The following is a 20,066-nucleotide window of genomic DNA, read 5'->3' as shown; positions in this document are numbered from 1 at the left end:
ATCGTTCTGCCAGACGTAGTTGAAATGAGAACTAAGGAGCCGCGCATGTTCGACGAGATCCTCGGCCTGCCCGCCCATCCGCTGATCATCCACTTCGCCGTCGTGCTGGCGCCCCTCCTCGCCGCCGTCGCCGTGGCCTACGCGCTGCTGCCCCGCCGGCGTCCGGTGCTGTCGTGGGCGGTGGTGCTGCTCTCCCTGGCCGCGCCGGTCGCGGTCTTCACGGCCAGGCAGAGCGGCGAGGCGCTGAAGGCGGCCCGCTTCGCCACCGCGGACGGCCTGCTGGGCGAGCGGATCGCGAGCCACCAGAGCTTCGCCACCCCGCTGCTGCTGTCCGTCGCCGGGTTGTCCGCCGCCGCGCTGCTGCTGGTCTACGGCACCACGTCCGCGCGCGACACGGTCGGCGACAGGTTCGGCCGCACGGCCACCACCGTCGTGTCGGCCGTGACCGTGGCGCTGGCCGCGGTCGTCGGCTACTACGTCTTCCGCGCCGGGGACTCGGGAGCGAGAGCCGTATGGGCCGTGTAATCTCGCGTTGTGGAGAGTCTGTTCGATTCGGCTGCTGAGGAGGCCACACCCCAGCCCCTGGCGGTCCGGATGCGGCCGCGCACGCTCGACGAGGTGATCGGCCAGCGCCACCTGCTCGGTCCCGGCACCCCGTTGCGCCGGCTCGTCGAGAGCGAGGCGCCGATGTCGCTCTTCCTGTGGGGGCCGCCCGGCACCGGCAAGACCACGCTGGCCTACGTGGTGTCCAATGTCACCAAACGCCGCTTCGTCGAGATCTCCGCCGTCTCCGCCGGGGTCAAGGACGTCCGCGCCGCCATCGACACCGCCCGCCGCGAGCTGGGCATGACCGGCCGCCAGACGGTGCTCTTCGTCGACGAGGTGCACCGCTTCAACAAGGCCCAGCAGGACGCGCTGCTGCCCGCCGTCGAGAACCGCTGGGTCACCTTCATCGGCGCCACCACCGAGAACCCGTTCTTCTCGGTCATCTCCCCCCTGCTGTCGCGCTCGCTGCTGCTCACGCTGGAGTCCCTGTCCGACGACGACGTCCGCGTCGTCCTGGAGCGCGCGGCGTCCGACGAGCGCGGCCTCGGCGGCCGCGCCACCGTCGCCCCCCAGGCCCTCGACCATCTCGTACGCCTGGCGGGCGGCGACGCCCGCCGCTCCCTGACCTACCTCGAGGCCGCCGCGCTGCTGACCGGCTCCGGCGAGGACACCATCACCGTCGAGATGGTGGAGAAGGCCGTCGACAAGGCGGCCGTCCGCTACGACCGGCAGGGCGACCAGCACTACGACGTGATCAGCGCGTTCATCAAGTCGATGCGCGGCTCCGACGCCGACGCCGCGCTCCACTACCTCGCCCGCATGATCGAGGCCGGCGAGGATCCCCGCTTCCTCGCCCGGCGCATCGTCATCTTCGCCTCCGAGGACGTCGGCATGGCCGACCCCACCTGCCTGCAGACCGCCGTCGCCGCGGCGCAGGCCGTGCAGCTCATCGGCCTGCCCGAGGGGCAAATCAACCTCGCCCACGCGGTCATCCACTGCGCGCTGGCGCCCAAGTCCAACGCCGTCGTCAAGGCGATCGGCGAGGCGATCGGCGACGTGCGGCGCGGCCTCATCGGCCAGGTGCCCGGCCACCTGCGCGACGGCCACTACCCTGGCGCCGCCAAGCTCGGCCACGGCGAGGGCTACCAGTATCCCCACGACTTCGACCACGGCCTTGTCCGCCAGGACTACGCCCCCGAGCAGATCCGCGGCCAGCGCTACTACCGGCCCACCAAGCACGGCGCCGAGGCCCCGGTGGCCGATCGCTGGGCCCGGATCCGCGACTTCCTCCGCGGCTCCTGACCCCGGCCCCGGCACGGCGGGCTCATCGGGCACGATCCGGCAGGGGAGGACCCCGGAGGAGCCGCGCCGGCCGGTGGTCGCGGAGCCGCGGGCGAACGGATCGAGGGGGCTCACGACGGGCTGGGAAGGGCCGTGGCCGACGTGGCGGCATGATCAGGGTGTTCGAGCCCAGTAGCCTGGGTGCTCGAACGCGATAGGGTCTTGCCGTTCCGGCGTGGCGTACGAGGGAGATGAGCGGATGCTTACCGCTGGAGAGGTCGCGGCGCTGATCGCGGCCACGGGCTGGATAGTCCTGGTCTGCGTGCTCACCATGGTGCTGATCAAGCTCGCGAGACTGCTCACCGAGACGGCCAGGGCCGTCTCCGACCTGACCAGCCGCATGACGCCGCTGCTCGACGACATGGGCGTCACGGTCAGCGAGACCAACAGACAGCTCGTCGCGGTCGAGGCCATCGCCAGAGACGTCAAGCAGGTCAGCGGGCACGCGGCCAAGCTGAGCGCGGTGACCCAGACCGTCTTCACCGGGCCGCTGATCAAGGTGTCGTCGATCGGCTACGGCGTGCGCCGGGCCATCGAGGCCCGCAGGCAGCCCAGGGGCAGGCGGCGTCCGTGATCAGGCGGCTGTTCTACATCTCGCTCGGTGCGTTGCTCACCCTGTGGGTGGTGCGCAGGCTGCAGGCCCTGCACCCCCAGCACGTCGCCCGCCGCACGGCCAAGGGCGCCGCGGGCATGCTCGCGCAGGTGAGAGACTTTACTTCCGACGCGCTCGGCGAGGCCGCCGACCGCGAAATCGAGTTGCGGGCCCGGTTCGGGCTCGACAACGCTGAAACCGACGACTAACGCAAAGGATGGCCACCATGGAGTCGGCAGAGATAGCGCGCCGCTTCCTGCGCTTCTTCGAGGAGCGTGGGCACAAGATCGTGCCCTCGGCCAGCCTGATCGCTGAGGACCCTACGCTTCTCCTGGTCAACGCGGGTATGGTGCCGTTCAAGCCGTACTTCCTGGGGCAGCGCAAGCCTCCGGCGTCACGGCTGGCCACCGCCCAGAAGTGCGTACGAACCCCCGACATCGACGAGGTCGGCAAGACGACCCGGCACGCCACGTTCTTCCAGATGCTCGGCAACTTCTCCATCGGCGACTACTTCAAGGCCGAAGTGATCCCGTTCGCCTGGGAGCTGCTCACCAAGCCCGAGTCCGAGGGCGGCTTCGGCTTCCCCGAGGACCGGCTCTGGGCGACGGTCTACCTCGAGGACGACGAGGCGTTCGACATCTGGCACACCAAGGTCGGGTTGCCCGCCGAGCGCATCCAGCGCCGCGGCCTGGAGGACAACTACTGGCACATGGGCGTGCCCGGTCCTGGCGGCCCCTGCTCGGAGATCTACTACGACCGCGGCCCCGAGTACGGCCGCGACGGCGGCCCGGTCGCCGACGAGGACCGCTATCTCGAGGTCTGGAACCTCGTGTTCATGCAGTACCAGCTCAGCGAGGTCCGCAGCAAGGTCGACTTCGACATCGCCGGCGAGCTGCCGAACAAGAACATCGACACCGGCATGGGCCTGGAGCGCATGGCGGCGATCCTGCAGGGCGTCGACAACATCTACGAGATCGACACCACCTACAAGATCCTCGACCGGGCGGCCGAGCTCACCAGGACCCGCTATGGCCGTGACGAGCGCGCCGACGTGAGCCTGCGCGTCATCGCCGACCACGTCCGCACCGGCACCATGCTCGTGGCCGACGGTGTCATGCCCGGCAACGAGGGCCGCGGCTACGTGCTGCGCCGCATCCTGCGCCGCAGCGTGCGCAACCTGCGGCTGCTCGGCTCCGGCGACGAGCGCTACATGCACGAGCTGACCGACGTCGCGATCGACGTGATGGGCGAGCAGTATCCCGAGCTCAAGGCCGACGCGCCGCAGATCCACGGGGTCATCGACGCCGAGGAGGCGTCGTTCCTCGGCACGCTCCGCACCGGCACGGCCATCTTCGACGTCGCGGTCGAGGAGACCAAGCGCAAGTCCGGCTCGACCATCTCCGGCGACCAGGCGTTCCAGCTGCACGACACCTACGGCTTCCCCATCGACCTCACCCTCGAGATGGCCTCCGAGCACGGGCTCAAGGTCGACGAAGAGGGCTTCCGCCGCCTGATGAAGGAGCAGCGCCAGCGGGCCAAGGCCGACGCGGCGGCGAAGAAGACCGGCAACGCCGACATCTCCGTCTTCGGGCAGCTGCTGGAGCAGGCCGGCAAGGTCGAGTTCCTCGGCTACGACGAGACCGAGGCCGAGACCACCGTGCTCGGCATCCTCGTCGACGGCGTCGCGGTGCCGGCGGCGGGCGCGGGCGCCAGCGTCGAGATCGTGCTCGCCCGCACCCCGTTCTACGCCGAGGGCGGCGGCCAGCTCGCCGACCAGGGTGTGATCCGCACCGGCGGCGCCGAGGTCGAGATCCTCGACGTGCAGTCGCCGATCGCGGGTCTCGTCGTGCACCGCGGCACCGTCCGCAGCGGCGAGCTCAAGACCGGCGACGAGGCCCAGGCGTCGATCGACCTGGAGCGCCGCCGCGCGATCTCGCGCAGCCACAGCGCCACCCACCTCGTCCACCGCGGCTTCAAGAACGCGCTGGGCGAGTCGGCGGCCCAGGCCGGCTCCGAGAACTCGCCCGGCCGCTTCCGCTTCGACTTCACCGCCGCGGGCGCCGTCCCGCCGAGTGTGCTGCGTGACGTCGAGGACGAGGTCAACGCCGTGCTCATCAACGACCTCAAGGTCAACGCCTTCTACACCTCCCAGGCGGAGGCCCGGGCGATGGGCGCGCTGGCGATGTTCGGCGAGAAGTACGGCGACGAGGTCCGCGTGGTCGAGATCGGCGACTACTCCCGCGAGCTGTGCGGCGGCACGCACGTGCACAGTTCCGGCCAGCTCGGCCTGGTCAAGGTGCTGGGCGAGCAGTCGGTCGGCGCGGGCGTGCGCCGGGTCGAGGCGCTGGTCGGCATCGACGCGTTCCGGTTCCTGGCGCGCGAGAGCGTGCTGGTCGCTCAGCTCACCGAGCAACTCAAGGCCCGCCGCGAGGAGCTTCCCGAGCGCATCGAGGGCATCGTCGGGCGGCTGCGCACCGCCGAGAAGGAGCTGGAGCGACTTCGTTCCGCGCAGGTGCTCCAGGTGGCCGGAGAGCTGGCCTCTCAGGCCCGCGACCAGCAGGGCGTCTCGATGGTGACACACCGCGCGCCTGATGGCACCGGCGCCGATGACCTGCGTAAGCTCGCGCTTGATGTGCGTGGCAGATTCCCGGCCGACCGGCCCGCGATCATCGTGATCGCCGGTGTTCCCGCCGACCGGCCCGTGGTCGTCGCCGCGGTCAACGAGGCGGGACGCGAGCGTGGGCTCAAGGCCGGGAGACTGGTCGGCGTCGCCGCCAAGGCGCTTGGGGGTGGCGGTGGCGGCAAGGACGATGTCGCGCAAGGGGGCGGCACCCGGCCGGAGGCGATCGGCGACGCGTTGCGGCTCGTCGAGCAGGCCATTGAGGGGCAGCTCGGCTGACATGCGGTTCGGTTCACGGATCGGTGTCGACGTCGGATCCGTCCGCATCGGCGTGGCCCGCAGCGACCCCTCGGGGATGCTGGCCACGCCGGTCGAGACGGTCAGGCGAGGCAAGGGCGACCTCGACCGCATCGCCGTGATCGTCGCGGAGCACGAGGCGATCGAGGTCGTGGTGGGCCTGCCCACCTCGCTGTCCGGCCGTGAGGGGCAGGCGGCCGCGCTGGCGCGCACGTTCGCCTCGGCGTTGGCCGTCCGTCTCGCGCCCACCCCGGTGCGGCTCTTCGACGAGCGGCTCACCACCGTCGCGGCCCAGCAGGGGCTGCGCGCCAGTGGCGTACGTGCCCGCAAGCAGCGCGATGTCGTCGACCAGGCGGCCGCGGTCGTGTTGCTTCAGGACGCGCTCGACGTCGAGCGAGCCACCGACAGACCACCGGGCAGGCCCGTCGAACCGCCCTCCGCGGCGGCCGGCGGACCGGCCTCATGACAGGGCGCGGCATCCGTCACGGCAGGACCACGCCAGGGGTGGTCGCTTGACCGCACACTCCCCGTCCCGCGGTGACCGGCGGCGCAAGGCCCCGCGCAGGGCGGGGATGCTGGTCTCCGGCGTGGTCGTCTCCGTCGTGGCGCTGGGGGTGGCCGCCTACGCGGTGCTGCAACCGTACGTCGTGCCCGATGATTTCGACGGGCGCGGCAGAGGCAAGGTGACCGTACGGATCGCGCCCGGCGCCAGCGCGAGCGACGTCGGCGCGCAGCTGGCCGAGACGGGTGTGGTGGCCAGCGCCCGGTCCTTCGTCAACGAGACCGTGGCCCGCGCGGTGGCCGACCGGCTCAAGCCTGGCCACTACCGCCTGCGCAGGGGCATGGCCGCGGGAGCGGCGCTGGACCTGCTGCTCGCTCCGGGCTCCCGGATCGTCAGGCGCGTCATGGTGCCCGAGGGCATGCGGGTCGACGAGACGCTGGAGCGGGTCGCCGCGCAGTCCGGGCTGCCGCTGAAGGAGCTGCGTGCGGCCGACCCGGCTCTCGTCGGCCTGCCCGCCTACGCACGGGGGCTGGAGGGATTCCTGTTCCCGGCGACGTACGAGGTCGAGCCGGGTGCCTCCGCCGTGGACCTGCTGGCCGCGATGACCGAGCGGTTCGGCGCGGCGGCGGCCGAGATCAACCTGGAGGCGCGGGCGGCACGGGTGCACCTGACTCCGCGAGAGGTCGTGATCGTGGCCAGCATCGTGCAGGCAGAGGGCGGGCGTGACGCCGACTACCCGAAGATCGCCCGGGTGATCTACAACAGGCTCAGCGCGAACATGCCGCTCCAACTCGACACGACCGTGCTGTACGCCCAGGGCAGGCGGACGCTGAAGGTCTCCGAGAGCGACACGAAGATCGACTCGCCGTACAACACCTACCTGCACAAGGGGCTGCCACCCGGACCGGTCTCCAGTCCTGGAGAGAAGGCGCTGATGGCGGCCTTGCGCCCGGCAAAGGGCAATTGGTACTGGTTTGTTACCACGGATCCGGCGCATAGAATCACCAAATTCACCGACAAAGAGAGCGAGTTCGTGAGATACCGGGAAGAGTTGAACCGATACCTCGGGACTGACTGATGCTCGCCGGGAGACCCCCCATCCCGCAGGGGATCGTGACGATCCCCAAGCAGAGCCCCCGTAGTGGGGCGCGCGTCCTCTCGCCGACTCTCGTCATGATTACTCTGAGTGATCACCGCTGGCCGTGGGTATATGTCCGGCGGATCCCCCCATTCCACTCGGTTACTTCCGGCGGTTCGGTTCTCGGACCTCACACCGCCGGTGCCGTGCCGGGAGATTGGCCACCGCACCTATGAACGAGCTCGACATGGACTTTCTGCTTGGCGCCGAGGACGACGACAATCGTGACCAGCGGCGCACCCGCGGTTCCGGCAGACGGGGGAACCGCAGGCGGCGCAAACGCCGCAACCGGGGCGGATTCATCGCCCCGCTGCTGGCGTTCATCATCCTCGCCGGCATCCTCGGCGGCGGTGGCTACTTCGGCTACCAGTGGATCAGCGGCGCCCTCGTGCCCGACGACTTCGCCGGTCAGGGCAAGGGTGAGGTGGTCATCGAGATCAAGGAGGGCCAGAACGCCTCCGACGTCGCGCAGGAGCTGGAGCGGCAGGGGGTCGTCGCGAGCGCCAGGGCCTTCACCAACGCGATCACCAACGCGGGCAAGAGCGACTCGCTCCAGCCCGGCCAGTACACCCTGCGCAAGGGCATGTCCGCCGCCAACGCGGTGACGCTCCTCGACTCCGGCAACCGCATGCTCGTCCAGGTGACCATCAAGGAGGGCCTGCGGCTGTCCGACACGCTGACCCAGCTGGCGAAGAAGACCGGCAAGCCGGGCAAGGAATTCGTCGCCGCGGCGAAGAAGACCGGAGCGCTGGACCTCCCGTCCTACGCCAAGGGCAAGCTTGAGGGCTACGCCTTCCCCGCCACGTACGAGTTCCAGCCGAAGACCACGCCGTCCGAGATCCTGGCGGCGATGGTCGACCGGTACAAGCAGGCGGCGGACAAGGTCGGTCTGGTCGATGGCGCCAAACGCCTCGGTCACACACCGCACGAGATCATCACGATCGCCAGCATCATCCAGGCCGAGGCGGGGCGCCAGGAGGACATGCCGAAGATCGCGCGGGTCATCTACAACAGGCTCAACCGGGAGCCGCCGATGACTCTGTCGATGGACAGCACGGTCATGTACGCCCTCGGCAAGTACGGCACCTACGCCTCCATCGAGGAAACCAAGATCCCGTCGAAGTACAACACCTACCGCTGGCCCGGGCTTCCGCCAGGCCCCATCGCCAACCCCGGCGAACACGCACTGGAGGCGGCGCTCAACCCGGCCAAGGGCACCTGGCTGTACTTCGTGGCCCCCGACCGCAAGAGCAACGTCACCAAGTTCGCCACGACAGAGGCCGAGCGGCAGGCACTGCTGGCGGAGTTCGCACGCAACGAGGCGAAGTACCAGAACGGCGACTGACCCGGGCGCGGGGTGAGCCGCGCCCGGGCGGCGGTAGGGTGCTGCTGGTCAAGGAGAGCAGGTGGTCATGCGCGCCGCGGTGATGGGTTCGCCGATCGGGCATTCGCTGTCGCCCTGCCTGCACCGGGCCGCCTACGAGACGATGGGCCTGGCCGGGTGGAGCTATGAGGCGTTCGAGTGCGACGAGGCCGGGCTGCCCGCCATGCTCGGGCGGCTCCGGCCGGTGCGCGGCGAGATCTCCGGTGACGAGGGAGCCTGGGCGGGCCTGTCGCTGACCATGCCGCTCAAGCGGGCCGTGCTGCCCCTGCTCGACACCGTCTCCGAGCTGGCAGTCGAGGTGGGCGGGGCCAACACGGTGGTGTTCCGCGACGGCGCCGCCCACGGTGACAACACCGACGTTCACGGCATCAAGCAGGCGCTGGCCGAGGCCGGGGTGCCGGCGCCCCGCTCGGCTACGGTGCTGGGTGGTGGCGCCACGGCCGCGTCGGCGCTGGCGGCGCTGCGCGATCTGGGGCTTCCGTCCGCCACCCTGCTCGTCCGCGATCCCGCCAGGGCGGGGGAGACCGCCGAGGTGGCCGAGCGGCTGGGGCTGGCGCTCGCGGTGGAGACGTTCGACAAGCTCGACGTCCGGCTCCAGGTGGATCTGGTCGTCTCCACCCTGCCCGGCGGCGCGGCCGACCTGCACGCCGAACGACTGGCCACCGTGCCCGCCCTGTTCGACGTGGTCTACGCGCCGTGGCCGACCGCGGCGGCGACGGCGGTGCGGGCCGCGGGCGGCACCGTCGTGGGCGGCTTCGCGATGCTGCTCCACCAGGCGGTGCGCCAGGTGGAGCTGATGACCGGCCGCGCCGACGTGCCGGTCGAGGCCATGCGCGCGGCCGGCGAGGCCGAGATCGTCCGGCGGGCGGTCCATGCGGTCCGTTCGGTCTGACGCCGCGCCGGATCGAGCCCCTAGGCCACCTCGGCGGCCACCGCTCCGGGAGGCGGGGAAGATTCGGGGATCCCGCGTGGTTGTGGTAATGTTGCTCTCTGATCGGTCCGGCATGCCTTGCTGGACGCGCAAGCGGAGGTCTCCTCCCACCTGAGTCGCCGAGAGGTGGCCGGGTCCAGGATCACGCCGGACTTACTCCGGGGAGCTTCAGGCCACGATGCCGAAGAGCTCAGTGGCCCCGCATGCGCGACGTGCGGGGCTTTCGCGTTTCACGCGGAGCTTCCCGGCACGACGAGCACGTAGGGATTCGCAACCTAGGAGGCCCCATCAGCACTGAGCCCCGCATCAACGAGCGTATCCGAGTTCCCGAGGTCCGCCTCGTGGGCCCCAACGGTGAGCAGGTGGGCATCGTGTCGATTCACGATGCGCTGAAGCTCGCCCAGGAAGCCGACCTTGACCTCGTCGAGGTCGCGGCGACGGCTCGACCGCCCGTGTGCAAGCTCATGGACTACGGCAAGTTCAAGTACGAGTCCGCGATGAAGGCGCGCGAGGCGCGCAAGAATCAGGCGCACACGATCATCAAGGAGATCAAGCTCCGGCCCAAGATCGACCCGCACGACTACGAGACCAAGAAGGGTCACGTGGTGCGGTTCCTCAAGGCGGGAGACAAGGTCAAAGTCACGATCATGTTCCGTGGTCGCGAGCAGTCCCGGCCGGAGCTCGGCTTCCGGCTGCTGCAGCGGCTGGCGGAGGACGTCCAGGAGCTCGGGTTCGTCGAATCCCAGCCGAAGCAGGACGGCCGTAACATGATCATGGTGATCGGTCCGCACAAGAAGAAGGCCGAGGCCAAGGCCGAGAAGGCCGCCGCCAAGGCGCAGCGTGGCAGCGAGGAGCCTTCCGCACAGGAAGCGTGACCCCCGGTTCGGGTTAGCCTTACACCACCCCGAACAGCCACCGGCAGACGAAGACGCCGCGTCCGGGCCGGCCAGCACCGGCCCGGCCACCGGCACGACCGAATTGAGGAGAGACGGCGAAATGCCGAAGATGAAGACGCACAGCGGTGCCAAGAAGCGGTTCCGGCTCACCGGCACCGGCAAGATCAAGCGTCGCCGTGCCAACCGCGCGCACTACAACGAGTGGAAGTCGTCCACGCTGACGCGCCGTCTCAAGAATGAAGTCGTCCTGTCCGAAGCAGATTCCAAGAAGATCAAGAAGCTGCTCGCCAAGTAGCGCGAACCCCCGGGGAGAAGAACTATGGCACGCGTGAAGCGGGCGCTCAACGCCAAGAAGAAGCGCAAGGTCGTCCTCGATCGGGCATCCGGTTACCGAGGCCAGCGGTCGCGGCTGTACCGCAAGGCCAAGGAGCAGATGCTCCACTCGATGACGTACGCCTATCGGGACCGCAAGGACCGCAAGGGCACGTTCCGCCGTCTGTGGATCCAGCGGATCAACGCCGCGGCCCGTCAGAACGGCATGACCTACAACCGCCTGATCCAGGGGCTGCGGCTGGCCAACATCGAGGTCGACCGCAAGATCCTCGCCGATCTCGCGGTGCACGACAGTCAGACCTTCGCCACGCTCGTCGAGGCCGCCAAGAAGGCGCTGCCGGCGGACGTGAACGCGCCGGCCGCGGGCTGAAACACGTGAGGAGCCCGGCCGGGCTCTAGCCGAGGGGCCCACCTGACGGTGGGCCCTTTGCCGTATGTACGGCGAGCAGCAGGGGTACGCCGTGCCGTACCCGCGAACCAGGGGGAAGCATGGCGGGATCCGAGCTGACCAACCTCAAGTCGCCCCGGGTGAAGGCCGCCCGGAGACTCACCAAGCGCGCCTTCAGAGACCAGGACCGCAAGTTCCTGGCCGAGGGCCCGCAGGCGGTGCGCGAGGCGCTCAAGCTCGACGGCGTGACGCTGGAGTTGTTCACCACCGCCGAGGCCGAGCTGCGCCACCCCGAGCTCGTCACCGAGGCGACGCTCCAGGGCGTCCCGGTGCACCGGGCCAGTGGCGAGGTCCTGGCCGAGTTGTCCCAGACCGTGACCCCCCAGGGCCTCCTGGCGGTCTGCCGGCTCGTGCACGTGCCGCTGGAGGAGGCGGTGCCCGCCACGCCGCGCCTGGTCGCGGTGCTCGCGCACGTGCGCGACCCGGGCAACGCCGGCACCGTCATGCGCGCCGCCGACGCGGCCGGAGCCGACGCCGTGGTCTTCACCGACGCCTCGGTGGATCCGTACAACGGCAAGTGCGTGCGCGCCAGCGCCGGTAGTCTTTTTCACCTTCCGGTCGTCATCGGTACACCCGCGGCGGTGGCCGCGCGTCACCTCAGGGAGCGCGGGCTGCGGGTGCTGGCGGCCGACGGCGCGGGCAAGCACACGCTCGACGACGTCGACCTGTCAGGACCCACCGCGTGGATCTTCGGAAACGAGGCCTGGGGTCTGCCGGAGGAGGTGCTCGCCGAGGCCGACGATGTGGTCAGGGTGCCCATCTACGGGCAGGCCGAAAGCCTCAACCTGGCCACCGCGGCGGCGGTGTGTCTTTACTCCTCCGCCAGGTCCCAGCGAGTGCCCTAGGCGGCGGGAAACCCGCTATTGTCGGCCCTGTAGGCGGAGGAGGCGAGGTCGTGCACGGCGCAGACGATGGTCGAGAGCGCACCTCCGTGTGCGTGATCCCCATCGACGAGCTTCCCGACGGCCTCATCGTGACCGATGGTTTCGGCCGGGTGCTGGCGGTCAACCGGGCCGCCGTCCGGCTCACCGGAGTGAGCGTCGAGCGAGCCGTCGGCAAGGACATGGACGAGGTGTTCCCGTTCCGCGACCACGACGGCCGCGACTGGTGGAAGGCCCTCGACCCCGACGGCGGGCTGCGCACCCGCAGCAGGGTCCCGGAGCGGCCGCTCCACCTGCCGGGCGGCCAGGAGGTCTACGTCGCGGCCCGGCTGATCCGCGAGCCCGCCCGGGGCGGCGACGTCGCCCGGGTGGCGATCACGTTGCGCGACGGCGGAGCCCGCGCCCGCCTGGAGCGCAGCCGCGCCGATCTGGTCTCCACGGTCGCCCACGAGCTGCGCTCCCCGCTGACCAGCGTCAAGGGTTTCACCGCGACGCTGCTGGCCAGGTGGCCCCGCTTCACCGACGAGCAGAAGCTCGTCATGCTCGAGACCGTCAACAACGACGCCGACCGCGTGACCAGGCTGATCACCGAGTTGCTCGACGTGTCCCGCATCGAGTCCGGCCGGCTGGAGCTGCACCGCCAGGTCGTCGACGTGCCAGCCCGAGCCCGCCGCGTCATCGCGGGCCGCGTGGCCGCCGGTGAGCCGGAGGACCGGTTCCGCCTCGTCGCCGGCCCCGACCTGCCCGAGATGTGGCTTGACCAGGACAAGGTCGATCAGATCCTCGGTAACCTGATAGAGAACGCGGTACGCCACGGCCGTGGCACCGTGACGATCGACATCCAATCCGTCGGATGGGGAGCTGCCGTGTCGGTGCGCGACGAGGGCGAGGGCATCGAGCCCGAGCTGGCTCCGCGCGTCTTCCGGCAGTTCTGGCGCGGCAACAGCCGCAGGCGCGGCGGCACCGGGCTTGGCCTGTTCATCGTCAAGGGCCTGGTCGAGGCACACGGCGGCACGATCACCGTGCAGCGAGCGCCCGAGGGTGGGGCGGAGTTCCGATTTACCGTGCCCACCGGCACGCCCGACTTCGCCTGAAGCCTGAGTCGGCCGGTGGGCGTCCACCGTTAGACTTTGACCGCTCAAGCCCTGGATACGGAGCTCACTCTTGTCTGACTACGACCCCGTCGAGGTGACACCGTTGCATGCCGACGAGGTGTCCCGCATGGAGGCCGACGCCCTGGCGGCGATCAAGGCGGCCGGCACCCTCGACGCACTCAAGCAGGCGCGCCTGGCACACGCCGGCGACCGCTCGCCCATCGCGCTGGCCAACCGCGAGATCGGCGCCCTGCCGCCCGCCGCCCGCGCCGAGGCCGGCAAACGTGTCGGCACCGTCCGCAGGGCGATCAACGAGGCCCTCGCCGCCCGCCAGGGCGAGCTGGAGGCCGAGCGTGACGCCCGGGTGCTCGTGGAGGAGGCCGTCGACGTCACCCTGCCGTGGGACCGCCGGCCGCGCGGCGCCCGCCACCCGCTGACCACCATGCAGGAGCGCATCGCCGACACGTTCGTCGCGATGGGCTACGAGGTGGCCGAGGGGCCCGAGCTCGAAGGCGAGTGGTTCAACTTCGACGCCCTCAACATCGCCACGGACCACCCCGCCCGCTCCGAGCACGACACCTTCTTCGTCGAGTCCGGCGAGTCGGGCATGGTGCTGCGCACCCAGACCTCGCCGGTGCAGATCCGCGCGCTGCTGCAGCGCGGGGTGCCGTGCTACGTGATCTCCCCGGGCAAGGTGTTCCGCACCGACGAGCTCGACGCCACCCACACCCCGGTGTTCCACCAGGTCGAGGGGCTGGCCATCGACGAGGGCCTGACGATGGCCCATCTCAAGGGCACGCTCGACCGGTTCGCCGAGGTGATGTTCGGCGAGGGCATCTCCACTCGGTTCCGGCCCAACTACTTCCCGTTCACCGAGCCGTCGGCCGAGATGGACCTCAAGTGCTTCGTCTGCCGCGGTGCCTCGGCGGTCCCCGGCAACCCGCCCTGCCGCACCTGCAAGTCGGAGGGCTGGATCGAGTGGGGCGGCTGCGGGATGGTCAACCCGCGTGTGCTGATCGCCTGCGGGGTCGATCCGTCGAGGTATTCGGGCTTCGCCTTCGGCATGGGCATCGAGCGGACACTGATGTTCCGCCACAACGCCGAGGACATGCGCGACATGGTCGAGGGAGACGTGCGCTTCACGCTCCCGTTCGGAATGGAGATCTGATGAGGGTCCCGCTCTCCTGGCTGCGGGAGTATGTCGATCTCCCGGCGGTCACGGCGCACGAGGTGGCCGACAGGCTCACCGCGGCCGGGCTCAAGCTGGAGTCGATCACCTCGCATGGCCACGACGTCAAGAACGTCGTCGTCGGTGAGGTGCTCGAGGTCGAGGAGCTCACCGGCTTCAAGAAGCCGATCAGGCACTGCAAGGTCGAGGTCGGCGAGGCCACGCCACGCGAGATCGTCTGCGGCGCCACCAACTTCGCCGCGGGTGACCGCGTGCCGGTCGTGCTCCCGGGCGGCGTGCTGCCCGGCGGGTTCGAGGTGGGCGCGCGCAAGACCTACGGCCGCATGTCCGAGGGCATGATCTGCTCCGAGCGCGAGCTAGGGCTGGGCGACGACCACCACGGCATCATGGTGCTCCCGGCCGACACGCCGATCGGCGCCGACGTGGTCGAGTTGCTCGGTCTGCGCGACGACGTGATCGAGCTGGAGATCACCCCGGACATCGGCTACGCGCTGTCCATCAGGGGCGTGGCGCGCGAGGCGGCGACCGCGTTCGGCGTGCCGTTCCACGACCCCGCCGACGTCGAGCTGCCCGAGGAGACCGGGCAGGCGTGGCCGGCGTCGATCGCCGACCCGACCGCCTGCGACAGGTTCGTGCTGCGTGAGGTCCGCGGGTTCGACCCGTCCGCGCAGAGCCCGCTGTGGATGCGCGTACGACTGACGCGGGCCGGGATGCGGCCGGTGTCGCTGGCCGTCGACATCACCAACTACCTGATGCTGGAGCTCGGCCAGCCGCTGCACGCCTTCGACCGCGGCAGGCTCACCGGTGAGATCGTCGTGCGCCGGGCCCGGCCGGGTGAGACCCTTGAGACGCTCGACCACGTGGTGCGCGAGCTCGACCCCGACGACATCCTGATCACCGACCAGTCGGGCCCGATCTCGATGGCCGGCACGATGGGCGGGCTCGAGACCGAGATCTCCGACGCCTCGACCGACATCGTCATCGAGGCCGCGCACTTCTCGGCCACCGGCATCTCCCGTGAGTCGCGCAGGCACAACCTGGTGTCCGAGGCGTCCAAGCGGTTCGAGCGCGGCGTCGACCGGGAGCTGCCGCTGGCCGCCTCCTGGCGGGCCGTGCGACTGCTGGCCGAGCTGGGCGGCGCGACCGCGCAGCCCGGCGTCACCCACGCCGAGGTCGGCGTGCGCCCCGCCCGCATCGCGATCCCGTCGAGTCACCCGGGCGACGTCGCGGGCATCCCCTACGCCAAGGAGACCGTCGTCCACCGGCTGGAGCAGGTCGGCTGCACGGTGACCGACGGAGACGACCCGGCCGTGCGCACGGGCGGCGTCGACCCGACCGGGGTGGTGACGGGTGGCGAGCTGGCGGCCAGGCTGGCGGTCACCGGTGACGACATGATCACCGTGACGCCGCCGTCCTGGCGGCCCGACCTCACCGACCCCAACGACCTGGCCGAAGAGGTCATCCGGCTGGAGGGCTACGAGAACCTGCCGTCGGTCCTGCCCAAGGCCCCGGCCGGGGCCGGGCTGACCGAGGGGCAGCGGCTGCGCAGGCGCGTCGGCCGGGCCCTGGCCGCCGCCGGCTACGTCGAGGTGCTGGCCTACCCGTTCATCAGCGAAGCCGACTTCGACAACCTGCAGTTGCCCGCCGACGACGCTCGCCGCCGGGCGATGCGGCTGGCCAACCCGCTGGCCGAGGACGAGCCGCTGATGCGCACCACGCTGCTGCCGGGCCTGCTCAAGACCCTGGTCCGCAACGTCGGCCGCGGTTTCCCCGACGTGGCGCTGTTCGAGTCGGGCGCGGTCTACCGGCCGCGCGAGGGCGCCCCCCGCACCGCGCCGGTGCTCGGGGTCGAGCGCGAGCCCACCGCCGACGAGCTGGCCTCGGTCGAGGCGGCCCTGCCCGACCAGCCGCACCGCGTGGCGGTCGTGCTCGCGGGTGAGTTCGACCGGTCCGGCTGGTGGGGGCCGGGGCGGCAGGAGTGCTGGGCCGACGCGGTGCGGGCCGCGCAGCTCGTGGCCGTCGAGGCGGGTGTCGAGCTGTCCGTCACCGCCGACCAGCACGAGCCGTGGCATCCCGGCCGGTGCGCGGCCCTCTACTCCGGTGACACGCTCGTCGGCCACGCCGGTGAGCTGCACCCGCGTGTCATCGAGGCGTACGGCCTGCCGCCGCGCACCTCGGCGATGGAGCTGGAGCTGTCGAGGATCGAGCGCGCCATGCCGGGCCCGGTCGAGGCGCCCAGGGTGTCGGCCTATCCGGTCGCGACGCAGGACGTGGCGCTCATCGTGCCCGACTTCACGCCGGTCGCCGATGTGGAGGCGGCTCTCCGCGACGGCGCCGGTGAGCTGCTGGAGTCGATCCGGCTGTTCGACGTCTACACCGGTGAGCAGGCGGGCGAGGGCAACAAGTCGCTCGCCTACACGCTGCGTTTCCGCGCCGCCGACCGTACGTTGACGGCCGAGGAGACGACCGCGGCCCGCGACGCCGCCGTGGCGCTGGCCGCCGACCGGGTGGGCGCCCACCTGCGGGGCGTCTGAGCATACGAAAGGTCCGGTACGCGTGGCGTACCGGACCTTTCGTCGTTCTCAGAGCCGGTCGATCGCGGTGAGGTCGATGTCGATGTCGAACGGCACCGTCACCTTGAGCCGGTCGTGGAAGATCCCGGTGGGCACGTACGTACCGGTGACGGAGTCGAGCTCGTACACGTAGACGACCGGCTGGCCGGAGTTGTTCTCGACGCGCCAGAAGTGGGGGATGCTGGCTTCGGCGTAGAGAGTCGGCTTTCGTTTACGGTCGCGCGTCCTCGACTCAGGCGAGACGACCTCGACGACGAGCGTCACATCCTTGGCCCGATAGAAGGTCTGCTCGCGGCTGTGCTCAGCGTCGGCGCGGATGACACTGATGTCGGGTTCCGGCCGTTGGCTCTCATCGAGGATGAGACTCATCTCCCGCCGCACGCGCACATCGGTTGGCGCCATGCGGCGCAGCTCAACCTCGAACAGCGACACCGCGAGCGTGTGGAAGGAAGCTTGAGGGCTCACGAAGACCAGGCTTCCATCAATCAACTCTGTGTGTGCAGGCAATTGCGGAATGCGATCGAGATCCTCCGCGGTGAAACCTTGAGGTGGCGGAAAGATCCAGTCGGGTAGCGAAGATGGCTCCGTATTCGGGCTCACCGTTTCATCCAGGCTCACCGCTTCGGCCGTCATGGTTCTACGGTAGCAAGCTATCGCAGTCACGTTCTGTGAACGGGACGTACAGGCTTTTAGCAGCAGCGAGCGCTGGCAGAATGCGAGGTATGAGGCAGCTACTCGTGTTCGCCGAGCGGGACGACGCACAGGAGGTCGCGGAGACGCTGGCCGAGCTGTTTCCGGCGCTCGGGGTCCCGCGGGTGGTGCGGGAGACGCTCGCGGGCGAGGACGACGCCGAGGACGCGCAGTGGCTGGTCGTGGCCGAGGGGCTCGATGAGGAGATCCTGCCCGAGGTGGATGAGCTGGTCGAGCGCTACGCGGGCTGGCGTGAGCCGGGCTGAACCCGGGGCCACCATGGGGCGAAACGGCGCGAACCAGCATCAACCAGGGCGGGCCGGCGGCGAGACGGAGCGGTCACCGTCGCCGCGCGGTCAGGCGGTCGCCTGCTCGGCGCGGCGAGCCTTCTCGGCCAGCGCGTGTTCGTCGGTGCGGGCGTCATAGGTCCTGAACGCGTGCAGTGCCACGGCCAGCGCGGCGACGGCCGCCACGCACAGCAGCCCGCCCACGCCCAGCGAGAACCTGGCTCCGCCGGCCTGCGCCATCAGCCCGGCTCGGGCGTTGCCCAGCATCGGGCCGCTGGCGTAGGAGAGCAGCTCGATGCCCGCCAGCCGGCCGCGCAGCTCGTGGGGGATCGTCTGGTTCCACATCGTCATCCTGAAGATGCCGCTCACCATGTCGGCGGCGCCCGCGAGCGCCAGGCACGCGAACACCCCCCAGATGGTGGGCATCAGCGCGGCCAGTGCCACCGACACGCCCCACAGCACGGCGGCGACGATCACGCCGAGCCCCTGGCGGTGCACCCGCGAGGTCCAGCCGCCGGTGAGCGAGGCCAGCAGGGCCCCGACCGCGCCGGCCGAATAGAGCAGCCCGAGCGCCTGCGGCGCGCCCATCTGGTCGGCCAGGAACGGGAAGAGCGCCGTCGACATGGCGAACACCATGGCTGCGATGTCGATCAGGTAGGTGCCCATCAGGTCGCGGCGCCCGACGGCGTAGCGCACGCCCTCGACCAGTGAGCGAAGCGACGCCGGCGCGGCGTTGTCGGCGGGCGGCAGCGAGCTCATCCGCCAGAGCAGCGCCAGCGACAGCAGGAAGCTGACCGTGTCGAGGCCGTAGGCCAGGGCGGTGCCGAACGACACGACGAGCAGGCCGCCGAGCGCGGGCGCGACGATGGCGCCGAAGTTCCAGCGCAGGCTGGTGAGCACGGCGGCGGCGGCGAGCTGGTCGTGCCGCACGACCTGCGGGATCATCGCCTCCAGGCTGGGCCGCTGCAGGCAGGCGATGCCCGTGGCCAGTGCGCCGACCACGTACAGGACCCAGACCTGGGGGGTGGGCGACAGTGAGTTGAGCATCAGCATCGCCGAGGTGACGGCCAGGCCGACCTCGCTCAGCAGGATGACCTTGCGCCGGTCGACGGCGTCGGCGATCGCGCCGCCCCACAGGCCGCAGACCACCATCGGCACGAACTCGGCCAGGCTCACCAGACCGACCGCGACGTAGGAGCCGGTGAGCTCCTTCATCTGGTAGGGCACGGCCACCAGGGTGATGAACGTGCCGAACATGGTGACGACGCCCGACACCATCAGTAGCCGGTAGTCACGGGAGTCGCGGAGCGGGCCCAGATCGGGCACGAGGCGCCGGATCAGGTGTCTGAGTCGTTCGGGCACGGGCTCACCTTGTCCGGGTGAGACGGGGCTGGGCAACTGCTTTTCGCACGGCGAAAGAGGCCCCGTCCGGAGCCCCTTTCCCGGTGGAGAGGTCAGGCGGTGGGGAGCTTGTCCAGGAAGCCCAGCACCCTGGCGATCCGGCCGTCCTCGGCCAGCTCCACCACGTCGAACCCGACGGCCACCGCCTCCTCGCCCGCGGGGCCCAGATGCCAGGTGAACCTGGCGATCCGGTGATGGGCGTCGTACACCTCGCCCGGGGTGAAGACGAAGCCGGGGAACATGCCCTGCGCGCCCTCGATGACGGCGGCGATCCCGGCATGGCCGGCGACGTCGGCCAGCGGGTCGGTGTAGGTGGCCTCCTCGGTCCACAGCTCGGCCACGAGCTTGGCGCGGGCGTCGGCGTCGGTCTCGTTCCAGGCGGCGACGTAGCGTTCGACCAGGTTGTCAGTCATGATGTTCCGTCCTTTGCAATGAATTCTCGGGCTATCGGTACGGGTGCTGTCAGCGCAGCCTGCGCAGGCCGACGAGCTGTACGGCGGCGAACAGGCCCACGACCCCGGCCTGGGCCACCGCCCACAGCGCGCCGATCGTGGTGAACCCGATCAGCCCGGTCACCACGGCCAGCACGCTGCCGATGGCCCAGGCGGTGTTCAGCACGATCACCGCCATGGTGGCCGCCGGGTTGACCGCCTTGCGGGCGGCCAGCAGGCCGACGCCCAGGGCGTACACGAGCAGGAAGGCGCCGATCCCGCGCAGCGGGGCCGTGCCCGGGCCGAGCAGGTCGCTGAGCAGGGCCGCGCCGGCGAGGTAGCCGAGGCCGTTGACCCCGGTGACGACGGCGTCGAGGCCCAGCGCCAGGCGCAGAAACCGGGTGCGGTCGGTGGTGACGGTTAGATCGGTCATCTTCGGGCTCCTTGTACCGGCAATTCCGACAAAGGAGAAGGTGTCATCCCGCCGGTCGT

At 70.4% G+C, this 20,066-nt stretch carries 21 protein-coding genes; 17 read left to right on the top strand and 4 right to left on the bottom strand.

The genetic code is table 11. The features are described from left to right. Window positions 1-45: 45 nt before the first annotated feature. The 16 genes from AC5L3X_RS21940 to AC5L3X_RS21865 all read left to right on the top strand — a co-directional run bounded on the left by AC5L3X_RS21940 (window position 46) and on the right by AC5L3X_RS21865 (window position 16,726). Window positions 46-525 (top strand): hypothetical protein, encoded by a 480-nt coding sequence (locus AC5L3X_RS21940; protein WP_494859199.1) that lies wholly within the window; start codon window positions 46-48, stop codon window positions 523-525. Window positions 526-594: 69 nt separating this feature from the next. After that, the gene (locus AC5L3X_RS21935; RefSeq protein WP_494859445.1) at window positions 595-1,848 is read left to right on the top strand and encodes a replication-associated recombination protein A; all 1,254 of its coding nucleotides are present in this window, start codon (window positions 595-597) and stop codon (window positions 1,846-1,848) included. A gap of 238 nt (window positions 1,849-2,086) precedes the next feature. Continuing rightward, window positions 2,087-2,461, top strand: coding sequence for a DUF948 domain-containing protein (locus AC5L3X_RS21930; protein ID WP_189125709.1), 375 nt, complete (start codon window positions 2,087-2,089; stop codon window positions 2,459-2,461). Beyond that, the gene (locus AC5L3X_RS21925) at window positions 2,458-2,688 is read left to right on the top strand and encodes a hypothetical protein (protein WP_189125708.1); all 231 of its coding nucleotides are present in this window, start codon (window positions 2,458-2,460) and stop codon (window positions 2,686-2,688) included. Before AC5L3X_RS21930 ends, AC5L3X_RS21925 begins: the two co-directional genes overlap by 4 nt. 17 nt (window positions 2,689-2,705) lie before the next feature. Continuing rightward, window positions 2,706-5,378, top strand: a complete 2,673-nt coding sequence (gene alaS, locus AC5L3X_RS21920; RefSeq protein WP_494859198.1) for an alanine--tRNA ligase — start codon at window positions 2,706-2,708, stop codon at window positions 5,376-5,378. Window position 5,379: 1 nt separating this feature from the next. After that, a complete protein-coding gene (gene ruvX, locus AC5L3X_RS21915; protein WP_189125706.1) occupies window positions 5,380-5,862 on the top strand; it encodes a Holliday junction resolvase RuvX in 483 nt (160 codons plus the stop codon). A 46-nt stretch (window positions 5,863-5,908) separates the two neighbouring features. After that, window positions 5,909-6,976, top strand: coding sequence for an endolytic transglycosylase MltG (mltG, locus tag AC5L3X_RS21910; RefSeq protein ID WP_494859197.1), 1,068 nt, complete (start codon window positions 5,909-5,911; stop codon window positions 6,974-6,976). Between the two features lie 247 nt (window positions 6,977-7,223). Beyond that, a complete protein-coding gene (gene mltG, locus AC5L3X_RS21905) occupies window positions 7,224-8,381 on the top strand; it encodes an endolytic transglycosylase MltG (RefSeq protein WP_494859195.1) in 1,158 nt (385 codons plus the stop codon). A gap of 67 nt (window positions 8,382-8,448) precedes the next feature. After that, entirely contained in the window at window positions 8,449-9,312 is an 864-nt protein-coding gene (locus AC5L3X_RS21900) for a shikimate dehydrogenase (RefSeq protein ID WP_494859194.1), read from the top strand. Between the two features lie 242 nt (window positions 9,313-9,554). Then, entirely contained in the window at window positions 9,555-10,226 is a 672-nt protein-coding gene (gene infC, locus AC5L3X_RS21895) for a translation initiation factor IF-3 (protein WP_229697622.1), read from the top strand. A 121-nt stretch (window positions 10,227-10,347) separates the two neighbouring features. Next, window positions 10,348-10,542 (top strand): 50S ribosomal protein L35, encoded by a 195-nt coding sequence (rpmI, locus tag AC5L3X_RS21890; protein ID WP_189125704.1) that lies wholly within the window; start codon window positions 10,348-10,350, stop codon window positions 10,540-10,542. A gap of 24 nt (window positions 10,543-10,566) precedes the next feature. Continuing rightward, entirely contained in the window at window positions 10,567-10,950 is a 384-nt protein-coding gene (gene rplT, locus AC5L3X_RS21885; RefSeq protein WP_189125703.1) for a 50S ribosomal protein L20, read from the top strand. 119 nt (window positions 10,951-11,069) lie between these two features. Further along, window positions 11,070-11,873 carry a TrmH family RNA methyltransferase gene (locus tag AC5L3X_RS21880; protein WP_189125702.1) on the top strand — a complete coding sequence of 268 codons (804 nt, stop codon included), beginning with the start codon at window positions 11,070-11,072 and terminating at the stop codon, window positions 11,871-11,873. 50 nt (window positions 11,874-11,923) lie between these two features. Next, window positions 11,924-13,003 (top strand): sensor histidine kinase, encoded by a 1,080-nt coding sequence (locus tag AC5L3X_RS21875; protein ID WP_225263407.1) that lies wholly within the window; start codon window positions 11,924-11,926, stop codon window positions 13,001-13,003. Window positions 13,004-13,130: 127 nt separating this feature from the next. After that, complete coding sequence (gene pheS / locus AC5L3X_RS21870; protein ID WP_494859443.1) at window positions 13,131-14,171, top strand: phenylalanine--tRNA ligase subunit alpha; 1,041 nt, start codon at window positions 13,131-13,133, stop codon at window positions 14,169-14,171. Next, complete coding sequence (locus AC5L3X_RS21865; RefSeq protein WP_494859193.1) at window positions 14,171-16,726, top strand: phenylalanine--tRNA ligase subunit beta; 2,556 nt, start codon at window positions 14,171-14,173, stop codon at window positions 16,724-16,726. Before pheS ends, AC5L3X_RS21865 begins: the two co-directional genes overlap by 1 nt. Before the next feature lie 48 nt (window positions 16,727-16,774). Here the strand turns inward: AC5L3X_RS21865 and AC5L3X_RS21860 are convergent, their stop codons facing one another. Next, window positions 16,775-17,398, bottom strand: a complete 624-nt coding sequence (locus AC5L3X_RS21860) for a Uma2 family endonuclease (protein ID WP_494859192.1) — start codon at window positions 17,396-17,398, stop codon at window positions 16,775-16,777. Window positions 17,399-17,487: 89 nt separating this feature from the next. Between AC5L3X_RS21860 and AC5L3X_RS21855 the strand changes: the two genes are divergently transcribed. Beyond that, window positions 17,488-17,721 (top strand): hypothetical protein, encoded by a 234-nt coding sequence (locus AC5L3X_RS21855; protein WP_189125699.1) that lies wholly within the window; start codon window positions 17,488-17,490, stop codon window positions 17,719-17,721. 90 nt (window positions 17,722-17,811) lie between these two features. Here the strand turns inward: AC5L3X_RS21855 and AC5L3X_RS21850 are convergent, their stop codons facing one another. The 3 genes from AC5L3X_RS21850 to AC5L3X_RS21840 all read right to left on the bottom strand — a co-directional run bounded on the left by AC5L3X_RS21850 (window position 17,812) and on the right by AC5L3X_RS21840 (window position 20,007). Next, window positions 17,812-19,104: an MFS transporter gene (locus tag AC5L3X_RS21850; protein ID WP_494859189.1), complete on the bottom strand. Its 1,293-nt coding sequence runs from the start codon at window positions 19,102-19,104 to the stop codon at window positions 17,812-17,814. A gap of 92 nt (window positions 19,105-19,196) precedes the next feature. Next, window positions 19,197-19,556, bottom strand: coding sequence for a nuclear transport factor 2 family protein (locus AC5L3X_RS21845; RefSeq protein WP_189125698.1), 360 nt, complete (start codon window positions 19,554-19,556; stop codon window positions 19,197-19,199). A 49-nt stretch (window positions 19,557-19,605) separates the two neighbouring features. Continuing rightward, a complete protein-coding gene (locus tag AC5L3X_RS21840) occupies window positions 19,606-20,007 on the bottom strand; it encodes a hypothetical protein (RefSeq protein WP_494859187.1) in 402 nt (133 codons plus the stop codon). Between the last annotated feature and the right edge of the window lie 59 nt (window positions 20,008-20,066).

Source organism: Nonomuraea sp. CX421 (assembly GCF_059358955.1).
Note: the sequence above shows the minus strand (reverse complement) of the source record. Positions and strands in the feature narration are given on the sequence as shown.

Coding starts and splice junctions, on each gene's coding strand:
- pheS (WP_494859443.1), top strand. CDS start 13,131: ATGGAGGCCGACGCCCTGGCGGCGATCAAGGCGGCCGGCACCCTCGAC.
- AC5L3X_RS21900 (WP_494859194.1), top strand. CDS start 8,449: ATGCGCGCCGCGGTGATGGGTTCGCCGATCGGGCATTCGCTGTCGCCC.
- AC5L3X_RS21935 (WP_494859445.1), top strand. CDS start 595: ATGCGGCCGCGCACGCTCGACGAGGTGATCGGCCAGCGCCACCTGCTC.
- mltG (WP_494859195.1), top strand. CDS start 7,224: ATGGACTTTCTGCTTGGCGCCGAGGACGACGACAATCGTGACCAGCGG.
- AC5L3X_RS21860 (WP_494859192.1), bottom strand. CDS start 17,398: ATGACGGCCGAAGCGGTGAGCCTGGATGAAACGGTGAGCCCGAATACG.
- rpmI (WP_189125704.1), top strand. CDS start 10,348: ATGCCGAAGATGAAGACGCACAGCGGTGCCAAGAAGCGGTTCCGGCTC.
- alaS (WP_494859198.1), top strand. CDS start 2,706: ATGGAGTCGGCAGAGATAGCGCGCCGCTTCCTGCGCTTCTTCGAGGAG.
- AC5L3X_RS21865 (WP_494859193.1), top strand. CDS start 14,171: ATGAGGGTCCCGCTCTCCTGGCTGCGGGAGTATGTCGATCTCCCGGCG.
- AC5L3X_RS21855 (WP_189125699.1), top strand. CDS start 17,488: ATGAGGCAGCTACTCGTGTTCGCCGAGCGGGACGACGCACAGGAGGTC.
- rplT (WP_189125703.1), top strand. CDS start 10,567: ATGGCACGCGTGAAGCGGGCGCTCAACGCCAAGAAGAAGCGCAAGGTC.
- AC5L3X_RS21930 (WP_189125709.1), top strand. CDS start 2,087: ATGCTTACCGCTGGAGAGGTCGCGGCGCTGATCGCGGCCACGGGCTGG.
- AC5L3X_RS21840 (WP_494859187.1), bottom strand. CDS start 20,007: ATGACCGATCTAACCGTCACCACCGACCGCACCCGGTTTCTGCGCCTG.
- infC (WP_229697622.1), top strand. CDS start 9,555: ATGCGCGACGTGCGGGGCTTTCGCGTTTCACGCGGAGCTTCCCGGCAC.
- AC5L3X_RS21940 (WP_494859199.1), top strand. CDS start 46: ATGTTCGACGAGATCCTCGGCCTGCCCGCCCATCCGCTGATCATCCAC.
- AC5L3X_RS21880 (WP_189125702.1), top strand. CDS start 11,070: ATGGCGGGATCCGAGCTGACCAACCTCAAGTCGCCCCGGGTGAAGGCC.
- AC5L3X_RS21845 (WP_189125698.1), bottom strand. CDS start 19,556: ATGACTGACAACCTGGTCGAACGCTACGTCGCCGCCTGGAACGAGACC.
- ruvX (WP_189125706.1), top strand. CDS start 5,380: ATGCGGTTCGGTTCACGGATCGGTGTCGACGTCGGATCCGTCCGCATC.